This window comes from Streptomyces sp. NBC_01012 (genome assembly GCF_045162755.1).
Taxonomy (GTDB): domain Bacteria; phylum Actinomycetota; class Actinomycetes; order Streptomycetales; family Streptomycetaceae; genus Streptomyces.
Window position 1 is genome coordinate 6,446,565 of record NZ_CP108688.1, and the last position, 19,824, is coordinate 6,466,388.

The 19,824-nt window shown below is 70.6% G+C and carries 19 protein-coding genes; 15 read left to right on the forward strand and 4 right to left on the reverse strand.

Going from position 1 to position 19,824, the window contains the following annotated elements:
- Positions 1–14: 14 nt before the first annotated feature.
- Positions 15–1,043 (reverse strand): LacI family DNA-binding transcriptional regulator, encoded by a 1,029-nt coding sequence (locus OG623_RS29025; RefSeq protein ID WP_406150487.1) that lies wholly within the window; start codon positions 1,041–1,043, stop codon positions 15–17.
- Between the two features lie 141 nt (positions 1,044–1,184).
- Between OG623_RS29025 and OG623_RS29030 the strand changes: the two genes are divergently transcribed.
- The 12 genes from OG623_RS29030 (at position 1,185) to OG623_RS29085 (ending at position 13,199) form a co-directional block, all read left to right on the forward strand.
- Positions 1,185–2,444, forward strand: a complete 1,260-nt coding sequence (locus OG623_RS29030) for an MFS transporter (protein WP_406150488.1) — start codon at positions 1,185–1,187, stop codon at positions 2,442–2,444.
- A 9-nt stretch (positions 2,445–2,453) separates the two neighbouring features.
- Positions 2,454–3,815, forward strand: coding sequence for a Pup--protein ligase (pafA, locus tag OG623_RS29035; protein ID WP_406150489.1), 1,362 nt, complete (start codon positions 2,454–2,456; stop codon positions 3,813–3,815).
- Positions 3,816–3,945: 130 nt separating this feature from the next.
- Positions 3,946–4,881: an FKBP-type peptidyl-prolyl cis-trans isomerase gene (locus OG623_RS29040; protein ID WP_406150491.1), complete on the forward strand. Its 936-nt coding sequence runs from the start codon at positions 3,946–3,948 to the stop codon at positions 4,879–4,881.
- A gap of 44 nt (positions 4,882–4,925) precedes the next feature.
- Positions 4,926–5,300 carry an FKBP-type peptidyl-prolyl cis-trans isomerase gene (locus OG623_RS29045; RefSeq protein WP_406150493.1) on the forward strand — a complete coding sequence of 125 codons (375 nt, stop codon included), beginning with the start codon at positions 4,926–4,928 and terminating at the stop codon, positions 5,298–5,300.
- A gap of 116 nt (positions 5,301–5,416) precedes the next feature.
- Positions 5,417–6,370: a helix-turn-helix transcriptional regulator gene (locus tag OG623_RS29050; protein WP_406150495.1), complete on the forward strand. Its 954-nt coding sequence runs from the start codon at positions 5,417–5,419 to the stop codon at positions 6,368–6,370.
- A 14-nt stretch (positions 6,371–6,384) separates the two neighbouring features.
- Complete coding sequence (locus OG623_RS29055) at positions 6,385–7,341, forward strand: helix-turn-helix transcriptional regulator (RefSeq protein ID WP_406150496.1); 957 nt, start codon at positions 6,385–6,387, stop codon at positions 7,339–7,341.
- Between the two features lie 37 nt (positions 7,342–7,378).
- Entirely contained in the window at positions 7,379–7,654 is a 276-nt protein-coding gene (locus OG623_RS29060; protein WP_406150497.1) for a hypothetical protein, read from the forward strand.
- 23 nt (positions 7,655–7,677) lie between these two features.
- Positions 7,678–7,875: a hypothetical protein gene (locus OG623_RS29065; RefSeq protein ID WP_406150499.1), complete on the forward strand. Its 198-nt coding sequence runs from the start codon at positions 7,678–7,680 to the stop codon at positions 7,873–7,875.
- 214 nt (positions 7,876–8,089) lie between these two features.
- Positions 8,090–8,383 (forward strand): Sec-independent protein translocase subunit TatA, encoded by a 294-nt coding sequence (gene tatA / locus OG623_RS29070; protein ID WP_406150500.1) that lies wholly within the window; start codon positions 8,090–8,092, stop codon positions 8,381–8,383.
- A 49-nt stretch (positions 8,384–8,432) separates the two neighbouring features.
- Entirely contained in the window at positions 8,433–9,392 is a 960-nt protein-coding gene (tatC, locus tag OG623_RS29075) for a twin-arginine translocase subunit TatC (protein ID WP_406150502.1), read from the forward strand.
- A gap of 37 nt (positions 9,393–9,429) precedes the next feature.
- Positions 9,430–10,320, forward strand: coding sequence for a diacylglycerol kinase (locus OG623_RS29080; RefSeq protein WP_406150503.1), 891 nt, complete (start codon positions 9,430–9,432; stop codon positions 10,318–10,320).
- Positions 10,321–10,370: 50 nt separating this feature from the next.
- The gene (locus OG623_RS29085) at positions 10,371–13,199 is read left to right on the forward strand and encodes a DEAD/DEAH box helicase (RefSeq protein ID WP_406150504.1); all 2,829 of its coding nucleotides are present in this window, start codon (positions 10,371–10,373) and stop codon (positions 13,197–13,199) included.
- A 76-nt stretch (positions 13,200–13,275) separates the two neighbouring features.
- Here OG623_RS29085 and OG623_RS29090 read toward each other — a convergent pair whose 3' ends face one another.
- The 3 genes from OG623_RS29090 to OG623_RS29100 all read right to left on the reverse strand — a co-directional run bounded on the left by OG623_RS29090 (position 13,276) and on the right by OG623_RS29100 (position 16,336).
- Positions 13,276–13,746, reverse strand: a complete 471-nt coding sequence (locus OG623_RS29090) for an SPW repeat protein (RefSeq protein ID WP_406150506.1) — start codon at positions 13,744–13,746, stop codon at positions 13,276–13,278.
- A gap of 166 nt (positions 13,747–13,912) precedes the next feature.
- Positions 13,913–14,560, reverse strand: coding sequence for a fasciclin domain-containing protein (locus OG623_RS29095; RefSeq protein ID WP_406150507.1), 648 nt, complete (start codon positions 14,558–14,560; stop codon positions 13,913–13,915).
- 72 nt (positions 14,561–14,632) lie between these two features.
- Positions 14,633–16,336, reverse strand: a complete 1,704-nt coding sequence (locus tag OG623_RS29100; RefSeq protein WP_406150508.1) for a molybdopterin-dependent oxidoreductase — start codon at positions 16,334–16,336, stop codon at positions 14,633–14,635.
- Between the two features lie 159 nt (positions 16,337–16,495).
- On the opposite strand from OG623_RS29100, the gene OG623_RS29105 reads away from it, so the two are divergent.
- The 3 genes from OG623_RS29105 (at position 16,496) to OG623_RS29115 (ending at position 19,820) form a co-directional block, all read left to right on the forward strand.
- Entirely contained in the window at positions 16,496–17,767 is a 1,272-nt protein-coding gene (locus OG623_RS29105; RefSeq protein ID WP_406150509.1) for an NAD(P)/FAD-dependent oxidoreductase, read from the forward strand.
- Positions 17,764–18,486 (forward strand): DUF1365 domain-containing protein, encoded by a 723-nt coding sequence (locus OG623_RS29110; RefSeq protein ID WP_406150511.1) that lies wholly within the window; start codon positions 17,764–17,766, stop codon positions 18,484–18,486. Before OG623_RS29105 ends, OG623_RS29110 begins: the two co-directional genes overlap by 4 nt.
- 137 nt (positions 18,487–18,623) lie before the next feature.
- On the forward strand, positions 18,624–19,820 hold the full coding sequence (locus OG623_RS29115; RefSeq protein WP_406152047.1) for a class I SAM-dependent methyltransferase: 1,197 nt from the start codon (positions 18,624–18,626) through the stop codon (positions 19,818–19,820).
- Positions 19,821–19,824: the final 4 nt, after the last annotated feature.

The following is a 19,824-nucleotide window of genomic DNA, read 5'->3' on the forward strand; positions in this document are numbered from 1 at the left end:
GCCCGGGGGCTTAGTCATGCGGTGGGCGGGGGCGCGGTGGAGCCTCGTACGACCAGGCGGACGGGCAGGTCGCGGTGCTCGACGGGGCGGCCCTCCAGGACGGCCAGCAGAGCCGTCATGCCCCGCTCGCCCACCTGTTCGGCCGGGAGGCGCACGGTGGTGAGCTCCGGCTCCACCGCGGTGGCGAGCGCCAGGTCGTCGAAACCCGTCACCGAGATGTCGTCGGGCACCCGCAGCCCCCGTCGGCGCACCGCCTTGCAGGCGCCGGCGGCCAGGATGTCGTCGTCGCAGACGATGGCCGTGGGCGGCGGTCCGGGGGACGCCAGGACCGTCTCGGCCGCCTCGCGTCCCGCGCGTACGTCGAGCGGTGCCGAGACCGTCCGCAGGACGGCGCCGGGTGTGTCCCGTACGGCCTCCCGCAGCGCGCGGGCGCGCACCGCGAAGGTCCAGGTGTCCACGGCGGAGGCGAGGTGCACGATCCGGCGGTGGCCGAGGCTCAGCAGATGGCCGGTGACCTGGCGCATCCCGTCCGCGATGTCGAGATTCACGCGTGCCGCCGCGCCGTGCTCGTCGGGGTCGCTGTCCAGCATCACCAGGGGCAGGTCCACGCCTCGCAGCGCCCCGACGGCCCCTGCGGCCATCGATGAGGCGATCACCCCGTCGAGCGCCGCGCGTGCCGAGGCGAACGGGTCCCTCGCGGGTCCTGTGCCGTCGGGGGACGGGTAGAGGACCACGCCGAAGTCGTGCTCGGTCGCGACGGCCGCCGCGCCGGTGTACACGCGGGCGAAGAATTCGTTGGTGAGCGCGGGGACGACGAGGAGTGCGGTGCGGGTGCGGCCGAGCCGGAGACTGCGGGCGGCGAGATTCGGCCGGTAGCCGAGTGCCCTGGCGCTGTCGCGGACGCGCTCGGCGGTGGCGGCCGACACCCGGCCACGCCACTTGTCGCCGAGCACCAGCGAGACCGTCGCCTGCGACACCTCCGCGGCCCGTGCCACGTCACGGCTGGTGGGCCGGGGTGGGGCGGGCTGCCGCGTGCTGCTCACTCGTGCCTCCGTGCTGGGCCGGTCGGGTGCGGCCGTGGGTCGCGGCGGGATGGACTGCGTGGTTGTCCACATGGTACGTATGAGCCCGACGTTATACGTAAAACCCCGAGGCTGTGACACCGTCGGGGGAGAGGGGCGGACATGGCCGCGGGCTATCTGGACATCCTCCGGACGCGGCACGCCGCCCGGCTGCTGACAGGCACCCTGGTGGGACGGCTGCCGAACGCCACCGCCCCCATCGCGATCGTCCTGTTCACCCGTGCGGAGGGCGGCAGCTACACGCTGGCCGGCGCCCTCGGGGCGGCGTACGGACTGGCCACGGCGGTGGGGCAGCCGCTGCTGGGCCGGGCCGTCGACCTGTACGGCCAGCCGCGTGTCCAGCTCCCCGCGGCGGTCGTCTCCGCCCTGGGCATGGTCGCGCTCGCCCTGATCGGCCTCGACCCGCTCCCCGCGGCGTACGCGGCGGTCGTCGTCGCCGGTGTGTTCACACCCCCGCTGGAGGGCGGTCTGCGCGCCCTGTGGCCGACGGTCCTCGGCCGGGAGGACCGGGTCCACCGGGCGTACGCCATGGACGCGGTGGCCCAGGAGGTCATGTTCACCGTGGGTCCTCTCCTCGTGACGGTCCTGGTGGCGCTCCGGTCGCCGGCCGCCGCGCTCCTGGTCATCAACGCCGTCGGGGTGCTGGGCGCGCTGTCCGTCGTCCTGTCCGAGCCCTCCAGGACCTGGTGCTCGGCGCCCCGTGAGGCGCACTGGCTCGGCGCCCTGCGCTCGCCGGGGCTGCTCGCCCTGCTGAGCGCGTTCTTCTTCGTCGGGCTCGCGCTCGGCTCGATCACGGTGGCCGGTGTCGCCTACGCCGACGACCAGGGCCGGGAGTCCGTGTACGGCTGGCTGATGGCCGCGCTCGGCCTCGGCGCGCTGATCGGCGGAGCGGTGTACGGGGCGCGGCAGTGGGCCGGGGCGCCCGAGCGCAGGCTGCGGGTGGTCGTCGGGCTGCTCGCCCTCGGCTATCTGCCGCTGACGCTGACGCCGGGGGTGCCCGCCATGACCGCACTGGCGGCGCTCGCCGGGGTGTTCCTGGCACCGGCGATCGCCTGCTCGTTCATCGTCGTGGACCGGCACGCGCCGCGGGGCACGGTCACTGAGGCGTTCTCCTGGCTCGTGACGACGTTCGGGGTGGGCGCCGCGGCCGGAACGGCGGTGGCGGGCCCGGCCGTCGAGCTCGGCGGGACGGCGTGGAGTTTCGCCGTAGCGGGGGCCGGTGGAGTGGCGGCGCTGCTGGTTCTGCTGGCGACCGGGAGGGTACTCGCAGCTCCCGGGCGTACGCCCGAGGTCGTGGCCGGTTCGGAAAATGATCGAAACGGTGCTGCCGAACCCGGTTTCAGCTCAGGCCGTAAGGCGTAATGTTCAGTCATGGACCGCCGCATTTTCGGGCTGGAGAACGAGTACGGCGTCACGTGCACGTTCAGGGGACAGCGCCGACTGTCACCTGACGAAGTGGCGCGCTACCTCTTCCGCCGTGTTGTGTCATGGGGCCGCAGCAGCAATGTCTTCCTGCGGAACGGCGCCCGCCTGTACCTCGACGTCGGATCGCATCCGGAATACGCGACACCCGAATGTGACAACGTGACCGAACTCGTCACGCACGACAAGGCGGGCGAGCGCATTCTCGAAGGTCTGCTCGTCGACGCCGAACGCCGCCTGCACGAGGAGGGAATCGCGGGCGACGTCTATCTCTTCAAGAACAACACCGACTCGGCTGGAAACTCCTACGGCTGCCACGAGAACTACCTCGTGGCCCGGCACGGGGAATTCTCCCGGCTCGCGGACATCCTCATTCCGTTCCTCGTCACCCGTCAGCTGATCTGTGGTGCCGGCAAGGTGCTGCAGACGCCGCGCGGAGCCGTGTACTGCGTGAGCCAGCGGGCCGAGCACATCTGGGAGGGCGTCAGTTCCGCGACGACGCGCTCCCGCCCGATCATCAACACCAGGGACGAGCCGCACGCGGACGCGGAGCGGTACCGCCGCCTCCACGTCATCGTCGGTGACTCCAACATGTCCGAGACGACCATGCTCCTCAAGGTCGGTGCCACCGACCTCGTGCTGCGCATGATCGAGGCGGGCACGGTGATGCGTGACCTGACCCTGGAGAACCCGATCCGGGCCATCCGCGAGGTCAGCCACGACACCACGGGACAGCGCAAGGTGCGCCTGGCCAGCGGCCGTGAGGCCTCGGCCATCGAGGTTCAGCGCGAGTACTACGAGAAGGCCGTCGACTTCGTCGAGCGCCGCGGTATCCGCACCGGCACCGTGGACCAGGTCCTGGAGCTCTGGGGCCGCACGCTGGACGCCATCGAGGCCGAGGACCTCGACCGGATCGACACCGAGATCGACTGGGTCATGAAGTACAAGCTCATCGAGCGGTACCGGGCGAAGCACAACATGACCATGTCGAATCCGCGGGTCGCGCAGATAGACCTCGCCTACCACGACATCCACCGCAGGCGCGGGCTCTACTACCTCCTGGAGCGCAAGGGCCAGGCCGCGCGCATCTGCAACGACCTGAAGATCTTCGAGGGCAAGTCGGTGCCCCCGCAGACGACCAGGGCGCGGCTGCGCGGCGACTTCATCCGGCGGGCCCAGGAACAGCGGCGGGACTTCACCGTCGACTGGGTCCATCTCAAGCTCAACGACCAGGCGCAGCGCACCGTGCTGTGCAAGGACCCCTTCCGGTCCGTCGACGACCGGGTGGAGAAGCTGATCGCGGGTATGTGACGCGGGACGAAATTGCCCCGCCCGTATGCGACAGGGCCCCGTACGTCTCTCGTACGGGGCCTTTCCGTCGGCGGGACAGCCCTTAGAGTGTCGGGGACCATTTACGTGTCGTCTGAGATCTGAGGAACCAGTGCGCCGACTTGCCGGCCTTCTCGTCGTCCCCCTACTGCTGCTGTCCACGGCGGCCTGCGGCGACGACAAGGCCTCCGACTCCACTTCCAAGAGCGAGGTCCCCGCGATCACCGCGGGGGAGAAGTTCGGGGAGAAGCCCACGCTGTCGAAGGGCGCGGGTGATCCACCCAAGAAGCTGAAGACCGAGGTCATCAGTGAGGGTGACGGTGCGAAGCTGAAGAACGGTGACGCGACCGAGGTGAACTACCTCGGTCAGGCGTGGGACTCGGACAAGCCGTTCGACAACAGCTTCGACCGCAAGCAGCCGTTCGGTCTCATCCTCGGTGCCGGGCAGGTCATCCCGGGCTGGGAGCAGGGGCTCGTGGGCCAGAAGGCCGGCAGCCGTGTGAAGCTGACCATCCCGCCGGATCTCGCGTACGGGGAGCAGGGCCAGGGCGAGGACATCCCGCCCAACGCCACGCTCGTCTTCGTCGTGGACGTGCTGAGCGGCAAGGCGGTCCCGAAGACCCCCAAGGGCAGCACGGTCGCCCAGGACAACATCGACCTGCCGAAGGTCGGCGACAACACCGACGGCAAGGCTCCCAAGGTCACGATCCCCAAGAGCGACCCGCCCAAGAAGCTCGTCTCCAACTACGTCATCGAGTCCGACGGGGAGGCCGTGAAGGAGAGCGACACGGTCGTCGTGAACTACGAGGCCTATGTGTGGAAGGGTGCGAAGAAGTTCGACAGCACCTACGACTCGGGCCAGGTCGCGAGCTTCCCGCTCGCGCAGATCACGGTCAAGGGACTGAAGTCCGGTCTCGTCGGCAAGAAGGTCGGCAGCCGCGTCCTGCTCGTCATGCCGCCGGACCAGGGCTTCGGTGACCAGGCACAGCAGACCATTCCCGCCAAGTCGACGCTCGTATGGTCCGTGGACATCCTGACAAAGATGTAAGACTGTCCCGGTTGCCCAGTTCACAGTCAAGAGGAGCAGTTCACGTGAGCATCGAGAAGCCCGAGATCGACTTCCCGGGTGGCGAGCCGCCGGCCGACCTGGAGATCAAGGAAATCTGGGAGGGCGACGGTCCGGTGGCTCAGGCGGGCCAGACCGTCTCCGTGCACTACGTCGGTGTGTCCTTCTCCAGCGGCGAGGAGTTCGACGCCTCGTGGAACCGCGGCACCCCGCTGCAGTTCCAGCTCGGCGCCGGCCAGGTCATCGCCGGCTGGGACAAGGGCGTCCAGGGCATGAAGGTCGGCGGCCGTCGCCAGCTGACCATCCCCGCGCACCTCGCCTACGGCGACCGTGGCGCCGGTGGCGGCCGTATCGCCCCGGGCGAGACGCTGATCTTCGTCTGTGACCTCGTCGGGGTCTGATCCGTCCGTTCACAGCAGGCTGGGGCCCGTGCCGCAAGGCGCGGGCCCTCGCTTTGGTCCGGACACCCCGGAGCGGTACCGTCGACGGTCTCAGAGCACGTCGAGAAAGGGCGTCGATGGCGATTGCCAAGGCCGAACGGCTGATGAACCTGGCACTGTGTCTGCTGGGTACCCGGCGCCCGCTCAGCAAGCGTGAACTCCGCGGGTCCATCGAGGCCTACCTGGAGGCGGGCTCCGACGACTCCTTCAACCGGATGTTCGAGCGCGACAAGGACGATCTGCGTGAACTCGGCCTGATCATCGAGACCGTGGAGAACCTGGACGGCGACACCGGCTATCTCGCGCGCCGCGACAGCAACCGGCTGCCGCCCATCACCCTGGACGCCGAGGAGGCCGCCGCTCTCGGGCTCGCCGCCAAGGTCTGGCAACAGGCCCGTCTCGCGGGTGCGGCCAGCGGCGCCCTGCAGAAGCTGCGGGCCGCCGGCATGCCGGAGACCCAGGACGCCTACGAGGTGCACAGCGCTCTCGAACCCCGTATCCCGGTCCACGAGGCCGCCTTCGAGCCGCTGATGCTCGCCTGCCGTGACCGCCGCCCGGTCACCTTCGACTACCGCAAGGGCAACGCAGCCCGCCCGGAACAGCGCCAGGTCGAGCCCTGGACGCTGGAATGCTGGCGCGGCCACTGGTATCTGGCCGGCTGGGACCGCGACCGTGGCGCCGAGCGGGTCTTCAGGCTGTCGCGGATCTCGGGCCGGGTCCGCTCCCGTACCGGGGCCTTCACCGCCCGGGTCCCGGACGCGGTGACCGTCCGGGAGACCGTGGAGAGCTGGGCGGGGGAGACCGCGACCAGGACCGCCCGTATCAGGCTGCGCAGCGGCTCCGGCTATCCGCTGCGCTCCCGCGCCCTCTCCGTGCGGGAACGCGGTGACGGCTGGGACGAGTTGGAGATCCCGTACGGACACGGCCTCGACGCCTGGCTCGTGGAGTTCGGGCCGGATGTGATCGTGAGCGAGCCCGCCGATCTGCGGGCCGACGTGATGGACCGGCTGCGCGCCGTGGCCAAGGACTGAGGGGACCCGTACTCGTGGCCACGAACGCGATCGACCAGACCCGGCGGATGCTCTCCCTCGTCACCTACCTGCGTGAGCGCCCCGGTGCGCACGTCCAGGACGTGGCACGGGCCTTCGGGATCACCGAGGACGAGCTGATCTCCGACCTGGATGTGCTCCCCATGTGCGGGACCAGCTTCCGCGGGGGCGACCTGCTGGACATCGACACCGACGGCGACCGGATCTGGTGGCACAACCCGGACGACGTCGCGGCGCCGCTGCGGCTCGCCGCCGACGAGGCGACCGCACTGCTCGTCGCGGCCCGTGCCGTCGCGACGCTCCCCGGTCTGCGGGAGAGCGACCGGCAGGCGCTGGTGCGTGCGACGGCGAAGCTGGAGACGGCGGCCGGTGAGGTGGGGGCCGCCAGCTCGCGGCTCTCGGTCACCTTCGAGTCCGAGGGCGGTGTCTTCGCCGACGTCGACCGGGCGATCTCGGAGCGGCGCCGTCTCTGGCTGCGCTACTACTCGCCCGCGCGCGACGAGCTGACCGAGCGCGAGGTGGACCCGATCCGGCTGTTCGCCGTCGGCCACACCTATATGGAGGGCTGGTGCCGGCTCACCGAGGCACGGCGTACGTTCCGGCTCGACCGGGTCGCCGAGATCAGACTGCTGGACGCGCCCTCCGCACCGCCCGAGCTGGAGCTCCGCGATCTCTCCGAGGGGCTTGTGCAGCCCGCGGCCGAGGACCCGGAGGTCGTGATCGAGGTCGGCCCCGGTGGCCGGTGGGTCGCCGAGTACTACCCGCACGACAGCGCCGACGAACTGCCCGACGGTGGCCTGCGGATCACCCTGCGCACCCCCGACCCGGCCTCCCTGCGCAGGCTCGCCCTGCGGCTGGGCGGCGAAGGCCGCATCACCTCGCCTCCCGAGCTGGCCGAGAGCGCCCGGCTGGCGGCGAGCGAGGCACTGGCCGCCTACGACGGCGCGCTCTGAGAGGGGGCCACCGGTGCATCGACGGGAGGAAGGGCGCATGGCCGTGATACCGGGCATGCGGAGCGGACCGGTTCCGGTCGCGGTGCCCGACGCCGTGCGCTTCCGGGCCGCCTGCCCCGACTGCCGTGAGCGGTTCGAGCTCGCGGCGGGTGCGCTGCGGCTGGCCATCGGCGCCAGCCGCCGTACGACCTTCTACTCCTTCACGTGTCCCGCGTGCGGCTCCGCTGTCCGCAAGCCGGCGGGGGAGCGCATCGTCGAGCTTCTCAGCGGTGGCGGGGTACGGACACTGCGCCTGCACACCGCCCTGCGGTGACGAGAGACATAGAGGATCCGTCCATGTTCTGGCCCATGCTCGCCATCGCTCTGGGGTTCGCCGGCCTCGCCGTGCTCGGTGTGCTGGCCGTCAAGGTCTTCGTCGAGGCCCAGCGGCTCTCCGGACAGATCGCCGCGACGACGCGGCGGATCAACCGAGCGGCGGAGGATCTCGAACGAGCGGCCACCACCCTCGCCGACACGGGAGAGGCCCTGCGATAGCCGGGCGCGGCCTCCAGATTCATGGTTCCGGGGGGTACGCTTCTTGAGCGGCCCAGGCAGGGAGGTGTGGGCCGCAAGCGGGAGTACGCACAGGCATTGCCTCACGTTTACCCCTGCGGGTTACGATCGCTGCCAGCGCCGGGCCGGACAACTGTCCGGTCGAACGGGTAGCGAGCCCCACCCCCCAGACGCCTCAGTGAGAAGGAAGTCGCACATGATCGGCAATCTGAAGCCCCTAGAGATCGTTCTGATCATCGCTGTCGTCCTGCTGCTCTTCGGTGCCAAGAAGCTTCCCGACATGGCGCGTTCGCTCGGCAAGTCGGCCCGCATCCTCAAGAGCGAGGCCAAGGCCATGAAGAAGGACGACACGGAGCCCGCGGCGCCCACCACGGAGAACGTCGCGGACACCACCGCGGCCGACGCCACCGCGCGCACCATCCAGGCCGCTCCGGGAGACGTCACCAGCTCCCGCCCGGTCAGTGAGCCCAAGCCCACCACCCAGAGCTGACAGCTGATCCGCACCGCCGGAAGCTGTCGTACGAGACGAGGGAAGTGGGTTGCTCAAGTCTGCCCGCAAGCAGGATAAGGACGACGAGGGGCGGATGCCCCTCCTCGATCACCTGCGTGAGCTGCGCAACCGGCTGCTGAAGTCGGTCCTGGCGATCATCGTCGCCGTGATCGTGGCAGCGTTCTTCCAGAAGGAAATCTTCGAGTTCCTGATGAAGCCGATCCTGGACTCGGTCGGCTGCAAGAACGGCGCCGTGACCATGATCAATGGTCGGCCGTGCGCGGAGATGACCACCAACGGTCTGCTGTCGCCGTTCACCATCGCGCTGAAGGTGTCCTTGATGACAGGCGTGCTGGTGGCCACCCCGGTGTGGCTGTACCAGCTGTGGGGATTCGTCGCCCCCGGCCTGCATCAGAAGGAGAAGCGCTACTCGATCACCTTCGTGGCGGCCGGTGTACCGCTCTTCGTGGCCGGGGCCTACCTGGCGTACACGATCCTGCCGGAGACCGCGGACATCATGCTCGGGTTCACCCCCGACAACGTGAAGAACCTGCTGCCGCTCGACGACTTCCTGGACCTGATCACCCGCATGGTGATCGTCTTCGGTCTGGCCTTCGAACTGCCCCTGCTGCTCATCCTTCTCAACATGACGGGGGTCCTCTCCGGCGCCCGCATGCTGCGCTGGTGGCGCGGCATGATCGTCGGTCTCACCGCCTTCGGGGCCATCGCCACCCCGGGTGGGGACCCCATCTCGATGCTGCTGCTCGCGGGCCCCCTCGCGGTGCTCTACTTCATCGCGGTCGGTTTCTCGCTCCTCAACGACAAGCGCAGGCGGCGTGCCAACCCCGACGCCGAGCTCGACGACGACGAGGCGTCGAGTCTGGACCTCACGCCCGAATCGGTCGGCGCGGTCGAACCGGTGTCGAGGCCGGCCCTGCCCGAGCAGTCGGACGGTGAGGCGGACGGCGGAAGGTCACGCCGGCTCAACGGCTACGACGACATCACCTGACCTTGGACGACATCGTCCGACCTTGTAGGGTCCGCTGGTGACCAGCGAGATCACCCTCTTCGTCAATCCCACCGCCGGAAGCGGCCGGGGCGCGCGTGCCGCGCAGCCGGCCGCTTCCGCCTTGCGGGACGCGGGCTTCTCCGTACGCACCGTTCTCGGCGAGGACGCCGATGACGCGCTGCGCCGCGCCAGGGAAGCGGTGGCGCAGGGCACCGGTGCCCTGATAGCCGTGGGCGGGGACGGCATGATGTCCCTCGCCCTCCAGGCCGTCGCCGGGACCTCGACCCCGCTCGGTGCCGTGGCCGTCGGCACCGGGAACGACTTCGCCCGCGCACTCGGGCTGCCGATCCGTGATCCGGCCGCCGCCGGGCGGGTGGCCGCCGAGGTGCTCCAGGCCGGCACGGCGCGCGCGATCGACCTGGGGCGGACGGAGGAGCGCTGGTTCGGCTCCGTCCTGGCCTCGGGCTTCGACTCGCGGGTCAACGACCGGGGGAACCGGATGCGCTGGGTGGGCGGGCGCTTCAAGTACGACCTGGCGATCCTCGCCGAGCTGGCCTCCTTCAGGCCGGTCCCGTACCGCGTGAGCTTCGACGGCGGTCCCCCGGCCGAGATCGAGGCGACGCTGATCGCCGTGGGCAACGGCACGACGTACGGCGGCGGCATGCGCATCTGCGCCGACGCGGTCATGGACGACGGCCTCTTCGACGTGACCGTGGTCGGCGACTGCAGCCGGACCACCCTCCTCAAGGTCTTCCCGAAGGTGTACCGGGGCACGCACATCGGGCACCCGAAGGTCACCGTGCACCGGGTGTCGTCGATAGAGCTGGTCGCGGCCGGTGTCACCGCCTACGCGGACGGTGAGCCGCTGGGCGCGCTGCCCGTCCGCGCCACCTGCGTACCCGGTGCGGTCCGGGTCCTCGCACCGTGAGAACAAAGATCGGGCTGACTGTCATACGGGGCGGGTAGGCTCGTATCACGATGACAGAGGACCTCTCACCAGCTGAGCGATACCAGGCGTCCCGCGTCCGTGCGGCCGAGCAGGCCACGGCCCTCGGGCCCTTTCGCGAGATGTACGAATTCGGTCTGGACCCGTTCCAGATCGAGGCCTGCCAGGCCCTGGAGGCCGGCAAGGGAGTGCTGGTCGCGGCCCCCACCGGGTCGGGCAAGACGATCGTCGGTGAATTCGCCGTGCACCTGGCCCTGGAACAGGGCCGCAAGTGCTTCTACACCACGCCCATCAAGGCCTTGTCCAACCAGAAGTTCACCGATCTCGTCCGGCGTTACGGCGCGGACAAGGTCGGTCTGCTCACCGGTGACAACAGCGTCAACGCCGACGCACCCGTCGTCGTCATGACGACCGAGGTCCTGCGCAACATGCTGTACGCGGGATCCCAGGCCCTCACCGGCCTCGGTTACGTGGTCATGGACGAGGTGCACTACCTCTCCGACCGTTTCCGGGGCGCCGTGTGGGAGGAAGTGATCATCCACCTGCCGGAGTCCGTGACCCTGGTATCACTGTCGGCGACCGTGTCCAACGCCGAGGAGTTCGGCGACTGGCTGGACACCGTCCGGGGCGACACCCAGGTGATCGTCTCCGAGCACCGGCCCGTGCCGCTGTGGCAGCACGTCATGGCCGGACGCCGGATGTACGACCTCTTCGAGGAGGAGACCGACCACGGCGGCCGGGGCACCGGCCGGCGCGAGGTCAGTCCGGATCTCGTCCGGCTCGCCCGGATGGAGAACCAGCGCGGATACGACCCGCGTGAGCGCAGGCGCGGAAAGATGGTGCGTGAGGCGGACCGGGAGCGTGAGAGACGCCGGCGCAGCCGGATCTGGACCCCGTCGAGGCCCGAGGTCATCGACCGGCTCGACGCCGAGGGACTCCTGCCCGCCATCACGTTCATCTTCAGCAGGGCAGGCTGCCAGGCGGCCGTCCAGCAGTGCCTTCAGGCCGGGCTCCGGCTGAACGACGAGGACAAGCGCCGGCTGGTGCGGGAGATCGTCGAGGAGCGTACGGCGTCCATTCCCCCCGAGGACCTCCATGTCCTCGGGTACTACGAGTGGATCGAGGGCCTGGAGCGTGGCATCGCCGCGCACCACGCGGGGATGCTGCCGACCTTCAAGGAGGTCGTGGAGGAGCTGTTCGTCCGCGGCCTGGTCAAGGCGGTCTTCGCGACCGAGACGCTGGCGCTCGGCATCAACATGCCCGCGCGTTCCGTGGTGCTGGAGAAGCTGGTCAAGTGGAACGGCGAGCAGCACGCCGACATCACCCCCGGCGAGTACACCCAGCTGACCGGGCGGGCCGGCCGCCGGGGCATCGACGTGGAGGGCCACGCGGTCGTCCTGTGGCAGCGGGGGATGGACCCGGGCGCGCTCGCCGGGCTCGCGGGGACGCGTACGTATCCGCTGCGCTCCAGCTTCCGGCCCTCGTACAACATGGCGGTCAACCTCGTCCAGCAGTTCGGGCGGCACCGCTCGCGCGAGCTGCTCGAGACCTCCTTCGCGCAGTTCCAGGCCGACCGGTCGGTCGTCGGGATCTCCCGGCAGGTCCAGCGCAACGAGGAGGGGCTCGCAGGCTACAAGGAGGGCATGACCTGCCACCTGGGGGACTTCGAGGAGTACGCGCGGCTGCGCCGCGATCTCAAGGACCGTGAGACGGAGCTGGCCAAGCAGGGCGCCGCCCAGCGGCGGGCCGCCGCCGCCTCGTCCCTGGAGAAGCTGAAGCCGGGTGATGTCATCCATGTGCCCACCGGGAAGTTCGCCGGGCTCGCCCTGGTCCTCGACCCGGGACTCTCGGCGGGCCGGACCAACGGCCATCGTGGGCTCGAATACCACGACGGTCCGCGCCCCCTGGTGCTGACCGCCGAGCGGCAGGTCAAGCGGCTGGCCCAGATCGACTTCCCGGTGCCGGTCGAGGCGCTGGAGCGGATGCGGGTGCCCAAGTCGTTCAACCCGCGCTCACCGCAGTCCCGCCGGGATCTGGCCTCCGCGCTGCGGAGCAAGGCCGGGCACGTCGACCCGGGCCGGCACCGCAAGAAGCGGGCCGCGGCCGCCGACGACCGGGAGATCGCCCGGCTGCGCGCGGAGCTGCGGGCGCACCCCTGCCACGGGTGCGACGAGCGCGAGGACCATGCCCGCTGGGCCGAGCGCTACCACCGGCTGCAGCGCGACACACGGCAGCTCGAGCACCGTATCGAGGGCCGGACGAACACCATCGCCCGGACCTTCGACCGCATCGTGGCGCTCCTGACCGAGCTCGACTACCTCCGGGGCAGCGAGGTCACCGACAACGGCCGGCGGCTGGCACGGCTCTACGGGGAGCTCGACCTGCTGGCCAGCGAATGCCTGCGGGACGGCGTCTGGGAGGGTCTCGACCCCGCCGAGCTCGCCGCGTGCGTGTCCGCCCTGGTCTACGAGGCGCGGCAGGCGGACGACGCGGTCGCGCCGAAGCTGCCCTCGGGTCCCGCGAAGGCCGCGATGGGCGAGATGATCCGTATCTGGGGCCGTCTCGACGCCCTGGAGGAGGACTTCAAGATCAGCCAGACGGAAGGGGTCGGGCAGCGCGAGCCCGACCTCGGCTTCGCCTGGGCGGTCTACATGTGGGCCTCGGGCCGGACGCTGGACGAGGTCCTGCGCGAGGCGGAGATGCCGGCGGGCGACTTCGTGCGCTGGTGCAAGCAGGTCATCGACGTACTCGGCCAGATCGCGGCAGCCGCGCCCCGGGACGGGAGTTCCGTCGCGAAGAACGCCCGCAAGGCCGTCGACGCGGTGCTGCGGGGTGTGGTGGCGTACAGCTCGGTGGGCTGAGCGCCGTCCGGACGCGGACCTGACGACGGGTGGCCAGGGGCATGCGTGCCCCTGGCCACCCGTGAGGTGCCTCCCGTCAGGCCTTCTTCTTCTTGTTCATGATCGAGAGTCCTGCGCAGGTTGCGCCCAGCACAACCGTCAGACCACCGACGATCACGTTGGTGAGGATGACGCCCATGTCCGGGCTCTGGCCCACGATCCAGGGCGACACGATGAGCCATGCGCCCAGTGCGACGATGCCCATGCTCATCCCGGTCATCCGCTCCGGCATGGCGGTGAAGCAGAGCGCCAGCAGGGCTATCGCGATTCCGATGACGACGTTGTGGACCACCAGGGAGGGCTGGTTCGCGGTGAAGTGGAGCACCCACGGCGAGACGGCGGCGAACAGACCGGCCAGGAACAGCGGGGCGTCCGCGCCGGCCGTGGTGCGGCCGCCGCTCATGACACGGTTGTGGCGCGCTCGCATTTCCTCGGCGTCGGGATGTCCGGAGAGGTCCCTCGCGGTGTGTCCGGAAACGTCCCTTCCGGTGTGCGAGATGTTACTCATGAGGATGTTCTCCTTCGCACTTGCTGGAGCGACCGCGGTCAGATGACACGGTCATCAGCTCTCCACACCAGTGTGCTCTTACATGTCCCTTATGTGTAGTTTTCCTGGCGATCGAATTCTGCGGTTCCGTCGGGGCGGTGGTCACCGCCCCGACGGAGGCGCCGGCTCAGCTCTTCGGCATCAGAACGGTGTCCACGATGTAGACCGTCGCGTTGGCGGTCGGGACGTTGCCGCAAACGACCTTCGACGAGTCGTTCACGGTGTACGACGTCTTCGACCCCGACGTCGTCAGCTTCGTCTTGGCCAGGGTGTCGAAGGAACCCTTCTCCAGCTGCTTCGGCGTGAGCTTCTCTCCCACGACGTGCGAGGTGAGCACCTTGGTGAGCTCGGCCTTGTCCGCGAGCAGCTTGTCCAGGTCGGCCTTCGGGATCTTGGCGAACGCGTCGTCGGTCGGGGCGAACACCGTGATGTTCTCGGCGCTGTTCAGGGTGTCGACGAGGTCGGCCTTCTTGACGGCCGTGACCAGCGTGGACAGCGCGGGGTTGTTGGACGCGGCCGTGGCGACCGGGTCCTGCGCCATGCCGTCGAACGAGCCCGCACCCGTCTTCGGGACCGTCGCACAGCCCGGGCCGAAGGGCTCGTCCATGGGCTGGGTGTCCTCGGCCGGCGCACTCGACGACGAGGCCTTGTCCGCACCGGAGTCGGAGCCGGAAGCGGAGGTGTCCGAGTCGCTGGAGCAGGCGGTCAGGGCGAGGGGCAGCATGGCGGCCGCGGAGGCGGCGACAGCGATGCGGCGGAGGTGACGGTTGCTCATGAGGATCTCCTGGGTGAATCGTTACTGATGGGGATGGATCTGGATAGGGGGCACGGGGTGCGCAAGGGACGGTCAGGGCACGTCGACCACCACCGAGTGCCACCCGGTCGCACCGTCGGGGACGGTGCCGACCCGCTTGTCGGTCTGTGTGGCGCCGGTGCGGTCCGTCGCACGGACCTGGAGGGTGTGGTGGCCGGTCGTGGCGGGCCACTCCCACACCCACTGGCGCCAGGTGTCACGGCCGGCCTCGGCGGCCAGCTTCGCGGTGTGCCACTCGCCCTCGTCGACCCGGACCTCGACCCGGGCGATGCCCCGGTGCTGGGCCCAGGCGACACCGGCGACCGGCACGGTCCCCGCCCGCGGGGCGGCGAAGGGGCGGGGCGTGTCGATGCGTGACTGGGTCTTGATCGGAGCCCTGCGCGACCAGTCGCGCTTGACCCAGTAGGCGTCGTAGGCGTCGAACGTCGTGAGTTCGATGTCCTGGATCCACTTGCACGCCGAGACATAGCCGTACAGGCCGGGGACGACCATCCGGACCGGGAAACCGTGGTCGAACGGCAGCGGTTCGCCGTTCATACCGACCGCGAGCAGCGCGTCCCGGCCGTCCATGACCTCCTCGACCGGGGTGCCGATCGTCATCCCGTCCACGGAACGCGCCACGATCTGATCCGCGGAGCCGCCCTTCGACGGTGGCCTGACCCCGGCCTCGCTCAGCAGGGTGGCCAGGCGTACGCCGATCCACCGTGCCGTGCCCACATAGGGGCCCCCGACCTGGTTGGACACGCAGGTCAGCGTGATGTCGCGCTCGACGAGCTCACGCTTCAGGAGATCCTGGAAGCTGAGGGTGACGGGTCGCGTCACCCCCTTGCCGTGGATCCGCAGCCGCCACCGGTCGGCGTCGACGCGCGGGACCACCAGGGCGGTGTCCACCCGGTAGAAGTCCTTGTTCGGGGTGACGAAGGAACTCAGACCCCGGATGTCAGGACCCGCTCCTGAGGGGATGGGGCGCGCCGGTGAGGCGGGCGGCGGGAGCGTGATGTCCTCGCGTGAAGCGGCCGCCCCGGCCAGCTGGGACGCCTGGAGCCCTCGGCCCAGGAGCCCCGCACCGGCCGAGGCCGCCGCCGCCGCGGTCGCCGCGATCACGAACCCGCGGCGGTCGAAGGCGCTCGGCACCGTGCTGCCCTGCACCGTGCTGCCCTGCACCGTGCTGCCCTGCACCGTGCTGTCCGGCGCCCCGCCGTCCGGCACGCCGCCGCCCGTCTCACCCGCCGCGGGAGACGGGGCGGCGGCCGGCGCCAGCCGACCCGCGAGGAGATACAGCACTCCCGCGGCCACCAGCGCGCCCACGGCCGAGGGCAGCGCATCGCCCGGACGTCCTTCCGGCCGTCCGGCCGCGGACACCGCCCCGACCACACCGAAGACCAGTACGGCCGCGGCGCCGGTCCGCCGGTGGCGCAGCGCGAGGATCCCCACCGCCATGGCGAAGAGCGCCAGCAGGACGAGGATGCCGAGCTGCAGCACCAGCTTGTCGTTCGTGCCGAAGTTCCGTACGGCGAAGTCCTTGACGGCCGGGGGAGTGCGGTCGATGACCGCCCCGCCCACGGCCGCGACCGGACCCGCCTCGGGACGTACGGCGGCGGCGACGAGCTCGGCGACACACAGGGCGGTGAACCCGGCGATCAGACCGCTGAGCGCGGCGAACGCGGCGCGCGCCCAGCGGGACCGCCGGGACCCGGTGGCCCCGTACTTCTGCGAAACGTCTCGGTCTGTGCTCACACCGGGGGTTCGGCGCCGACCGCCCGGCGGATTGGTCGTTCACCCCGACGAAGGAAATCCGGTCATCGGCCAATCCACCGTGTCCACCGCCCCGAATGACCTCTGAGGGGCACTCCGACAGGGCCCCGGCCAGGCACGCGACACCGGAAGGAGCCCGAATTGGCACGGGAGCGACGGCGTACAGCCGTGGTGGGCAGCGGGGTGGCGGGACTGACCGCCGCGCACATCCTGGGGAGGGCGCACGAGGTGACGCTCCTGGAGGCGGACGAGCGGCTCGGCGGGCACGCGCACACCCATGACCTGAGGTCGTCGGACGGCCGGACCCACCGTGTCGACTCGGGGTTCATCGTGCACAACCGGCGGACGTACCCGCATCTGCTCAGGCTCTTCGACGAACTCGGCGTCGCCACGCAGGAGTCGGAGATGAGCATGTCCGTCCGCTGCGAGGGGTGCGGACTGGAGTACGCGGGCGCCCGCGGCGCCGCGGGGCTGTTCGCCCGGCCGGGGTCGCTGCTCAGGGGCCCGTATCTGCGGATGCTGACCGAGGTGCCACGGTTCCACCGCGCGGCCAGGGCGTTGCTCACGCTGCCCGAGGACACCGGGGCCATGACCCTGGGCGAGTTCGCGGCGCGCGGCCGGTTCTCCCGCTACTTCCGCACCCACTTCCTGACACCCATGGTCTCGGCCGTGTGGTCCTGCGACCCGGCGACGGCGATGCGTTACCCGGCCCGCCACCTCTTCACGTTCCTGGAGCACCACGGGATGCTCTCCGTCGGGAACTCACCGGTCTGGCGGACCGTCACCGGCGGCTCACGTACGTACGTCGACCGCGTCGCGGAGCGGGTGCACTCCGTGCGTACGTCCGCCCCGGTCCGCGCGGTGCGCCGGCACAGCGACGGCGTGGAGATCGTCACGGAGGACGGCGCCACCGACGACTACGACGCGGTGGTCGTCGCGACCCACCCCGACCAGGCGCTCCGGCTGCTCGCCGACCCCACCGACGAGGAGCGGCGCACCCTCGGGGCCTTCCGTTACTCCCGCAACCCCACACTGCTGCACACCGACACCTCGCTGCTGCCGCGCAGCCGGGGCGCCGCGGCCTCCTGGAACTATCTGATGCCGTCCTGCGCCGCCGACGCGGACCGGGTGACCGTCAGCTACGACATGAACCGCCTCCAGCGTCTGGACGCGCCCGAGCGCTTCGTCGTCACGCTGAACGGCGCCGACCGCGTCGACCCGGACCGGGTTCTGGCCAGGGCGCTCTACGAACACCCCGTCTTCACCCCGGAGTCGGTCGCCGCGCAGGCCGGGCTGCCCGCACTCTCCGGGCCGGTCACCGCCTTCGCGGGGGCCTACCACGGCTGGGGGTTCCACGAGGACGGCTGCCGGTCGGGTGTGCGGGCCGCCGAGGCGCTGGGGGTGATCCGGTGAACGCCCTCTACCCGTGCACCATCACCCATGTGAGGACCGCGCCCCGCAGATACGCCCTGCGGCACCGCACCTATCTGTGGCTCATCGACCCGGACCGCCCGCCACGGCTGCCGCACCTCCTGCGCCCGCTCGCCCGGTTCGACGCCCGCGACCACTTCGGCGGCACGGCGCCCACCGTCAGGGCCGGACTCGAACGGTTCCTCCTGGCCCAGGGCGTGGAACTCGGCGGCGGAGCCGTCACCATGCTCACCCAGGCCCGTGTGCTCGGGCATGTGTTCAACCCCCTGACCGTCTACTGGTGCCACCGCCAGGACGGCACCCCGCTCTGCGTCGTCGCCGAGGTCCACAACACCTACGGGGAGCGGCACGCCTACCTGTTGCGGACGGACGAGGCGGGCCGCGCGGTCACCGCCAAGGACTTCTACGTCTCGCCGTTCTTCCCGGTGGACGGCGCCTACCGGATGCGGCTGCCCGAGCCGGGCCCCCGGCTGAACCTGACGGTCCATCTGGAGCGCGCGGAAGCCCGCCCGTTCACCGCGACCGTACGCGGAACCCGGCGTCCGGGTACGCCCGCCCAGCTGCTCCGGCTGTTCCTGCGCCACCCCTTCTCCACCGCGGTGGTATCCGCCGCGATCCGGCTGCACGGCGTCCGGCTGTTCCTGCGCCGGCTCCCCGTACAGCCACGTCCCCGTCATCGCACCCAGGAAGGCATGCAGTGAAGGTGCCCACCTCTCCCGTCTCCCACCGTCCCCCCGCCTCCGCCTCCGCCTCCGCCGGCACAGGCACCGGCGTACCGGGCCAGGGCGGTCTCGCGTCCGCACCCCGCGCCACCTCCGATCCCGGGCGCTGGCCCGATGTGGCCGCGCTGCCACGGGCCTCGGCGGCGAGGACCGCGGTGGCCGAGCGGCTCGTACGGCACGCGCTCGCCCGGCTCCCGCTGTGGGTGAGCCTCGCCGGCCGTCGAAGCATCGGGCTCGGCGGGCCCCTGATGGAGATCCGCGATCCCGACGCCTTCTTCCGGCGGATCGGGGCCGGCGGGCTCATCGGCTTCGGCGAGTCCTACATGGCGGGTGAGTGGGACTCTCCCGACCTCGTCGGCGTCCTCACCGTCCTCGCGTCCAACGCGGCCGGCCTCGTCCCCGCACCGCTGCAGAGGCTGCGGAGCCTGTGGGCCCCGCGGAAGCCCGCGGCGCAGACCAACACCCCCGAGGGCGCCCGCGACAACATCAGCCACCACTACGACCTGTCGAACGACCTCTTCGCGCTCTTCCTCGACGACACACTCACGTACTCCGCCGCCGTATTCCGCGGCTTCCCCGCCGAGCGCGACCTGCTGGCCGCCGCACAGCACCGCAAGATCGACCGGCTCCTCGACCTGGCCGGTGTGGGCGACGGCACCGAGCTGCTGGAGATCGGCACCGGCTGGGGCGAACTCGCCGTACGAGCGGCGGCGCGCGGCGCTCGGGTCACCACCCTGACCCTCTCCGGGGAACAGCGGGAGCTGGCCAGGGCCCGGATCCGCGAAGCGGGCCACGCGGACCGGGTCGACGTCCGGCTCAGCGACTACCGGGACGTCACCGGGGAGTACGACGCGGTCGTCAGCGTCGAGATGATCGAGGCGGTCGGGGAGGAGTTCTGGCCGGAGTACTTCCGGACCCTGGAGCGCTGCCTGGCCCCCGGCGGGAGGATCGCCCTCCAGGCGATCACGATGCCCGACGACCGGATGCTGGCCAGCCGCGGCACGTACACCTGGATCCACAAGTACATCTTCCCCGGCGGACTGCTGCCCTCCACCGAGGCCGTGGAGCGCGTCACCACCTCCCGCACCTCGCTCCGCACGGCACGGCGCGACAGCTTCGGCGCGCACTACGCCGAAACCCTGCGCCTGTGGCGTGAGCGCTTCACGGAACGTGCCGACGAGGTCGACGCGCTCGGCTTCGACGCGGTCTTCCGCCGCATGTGGACCTTCTATCTCGCCTACTCCGAGGCCGGCTTCAGGTCCGGCTATCTCGATGTGCAGCAGATGCTCCTGACCCGTGAGGACACCGCGTGAAGAC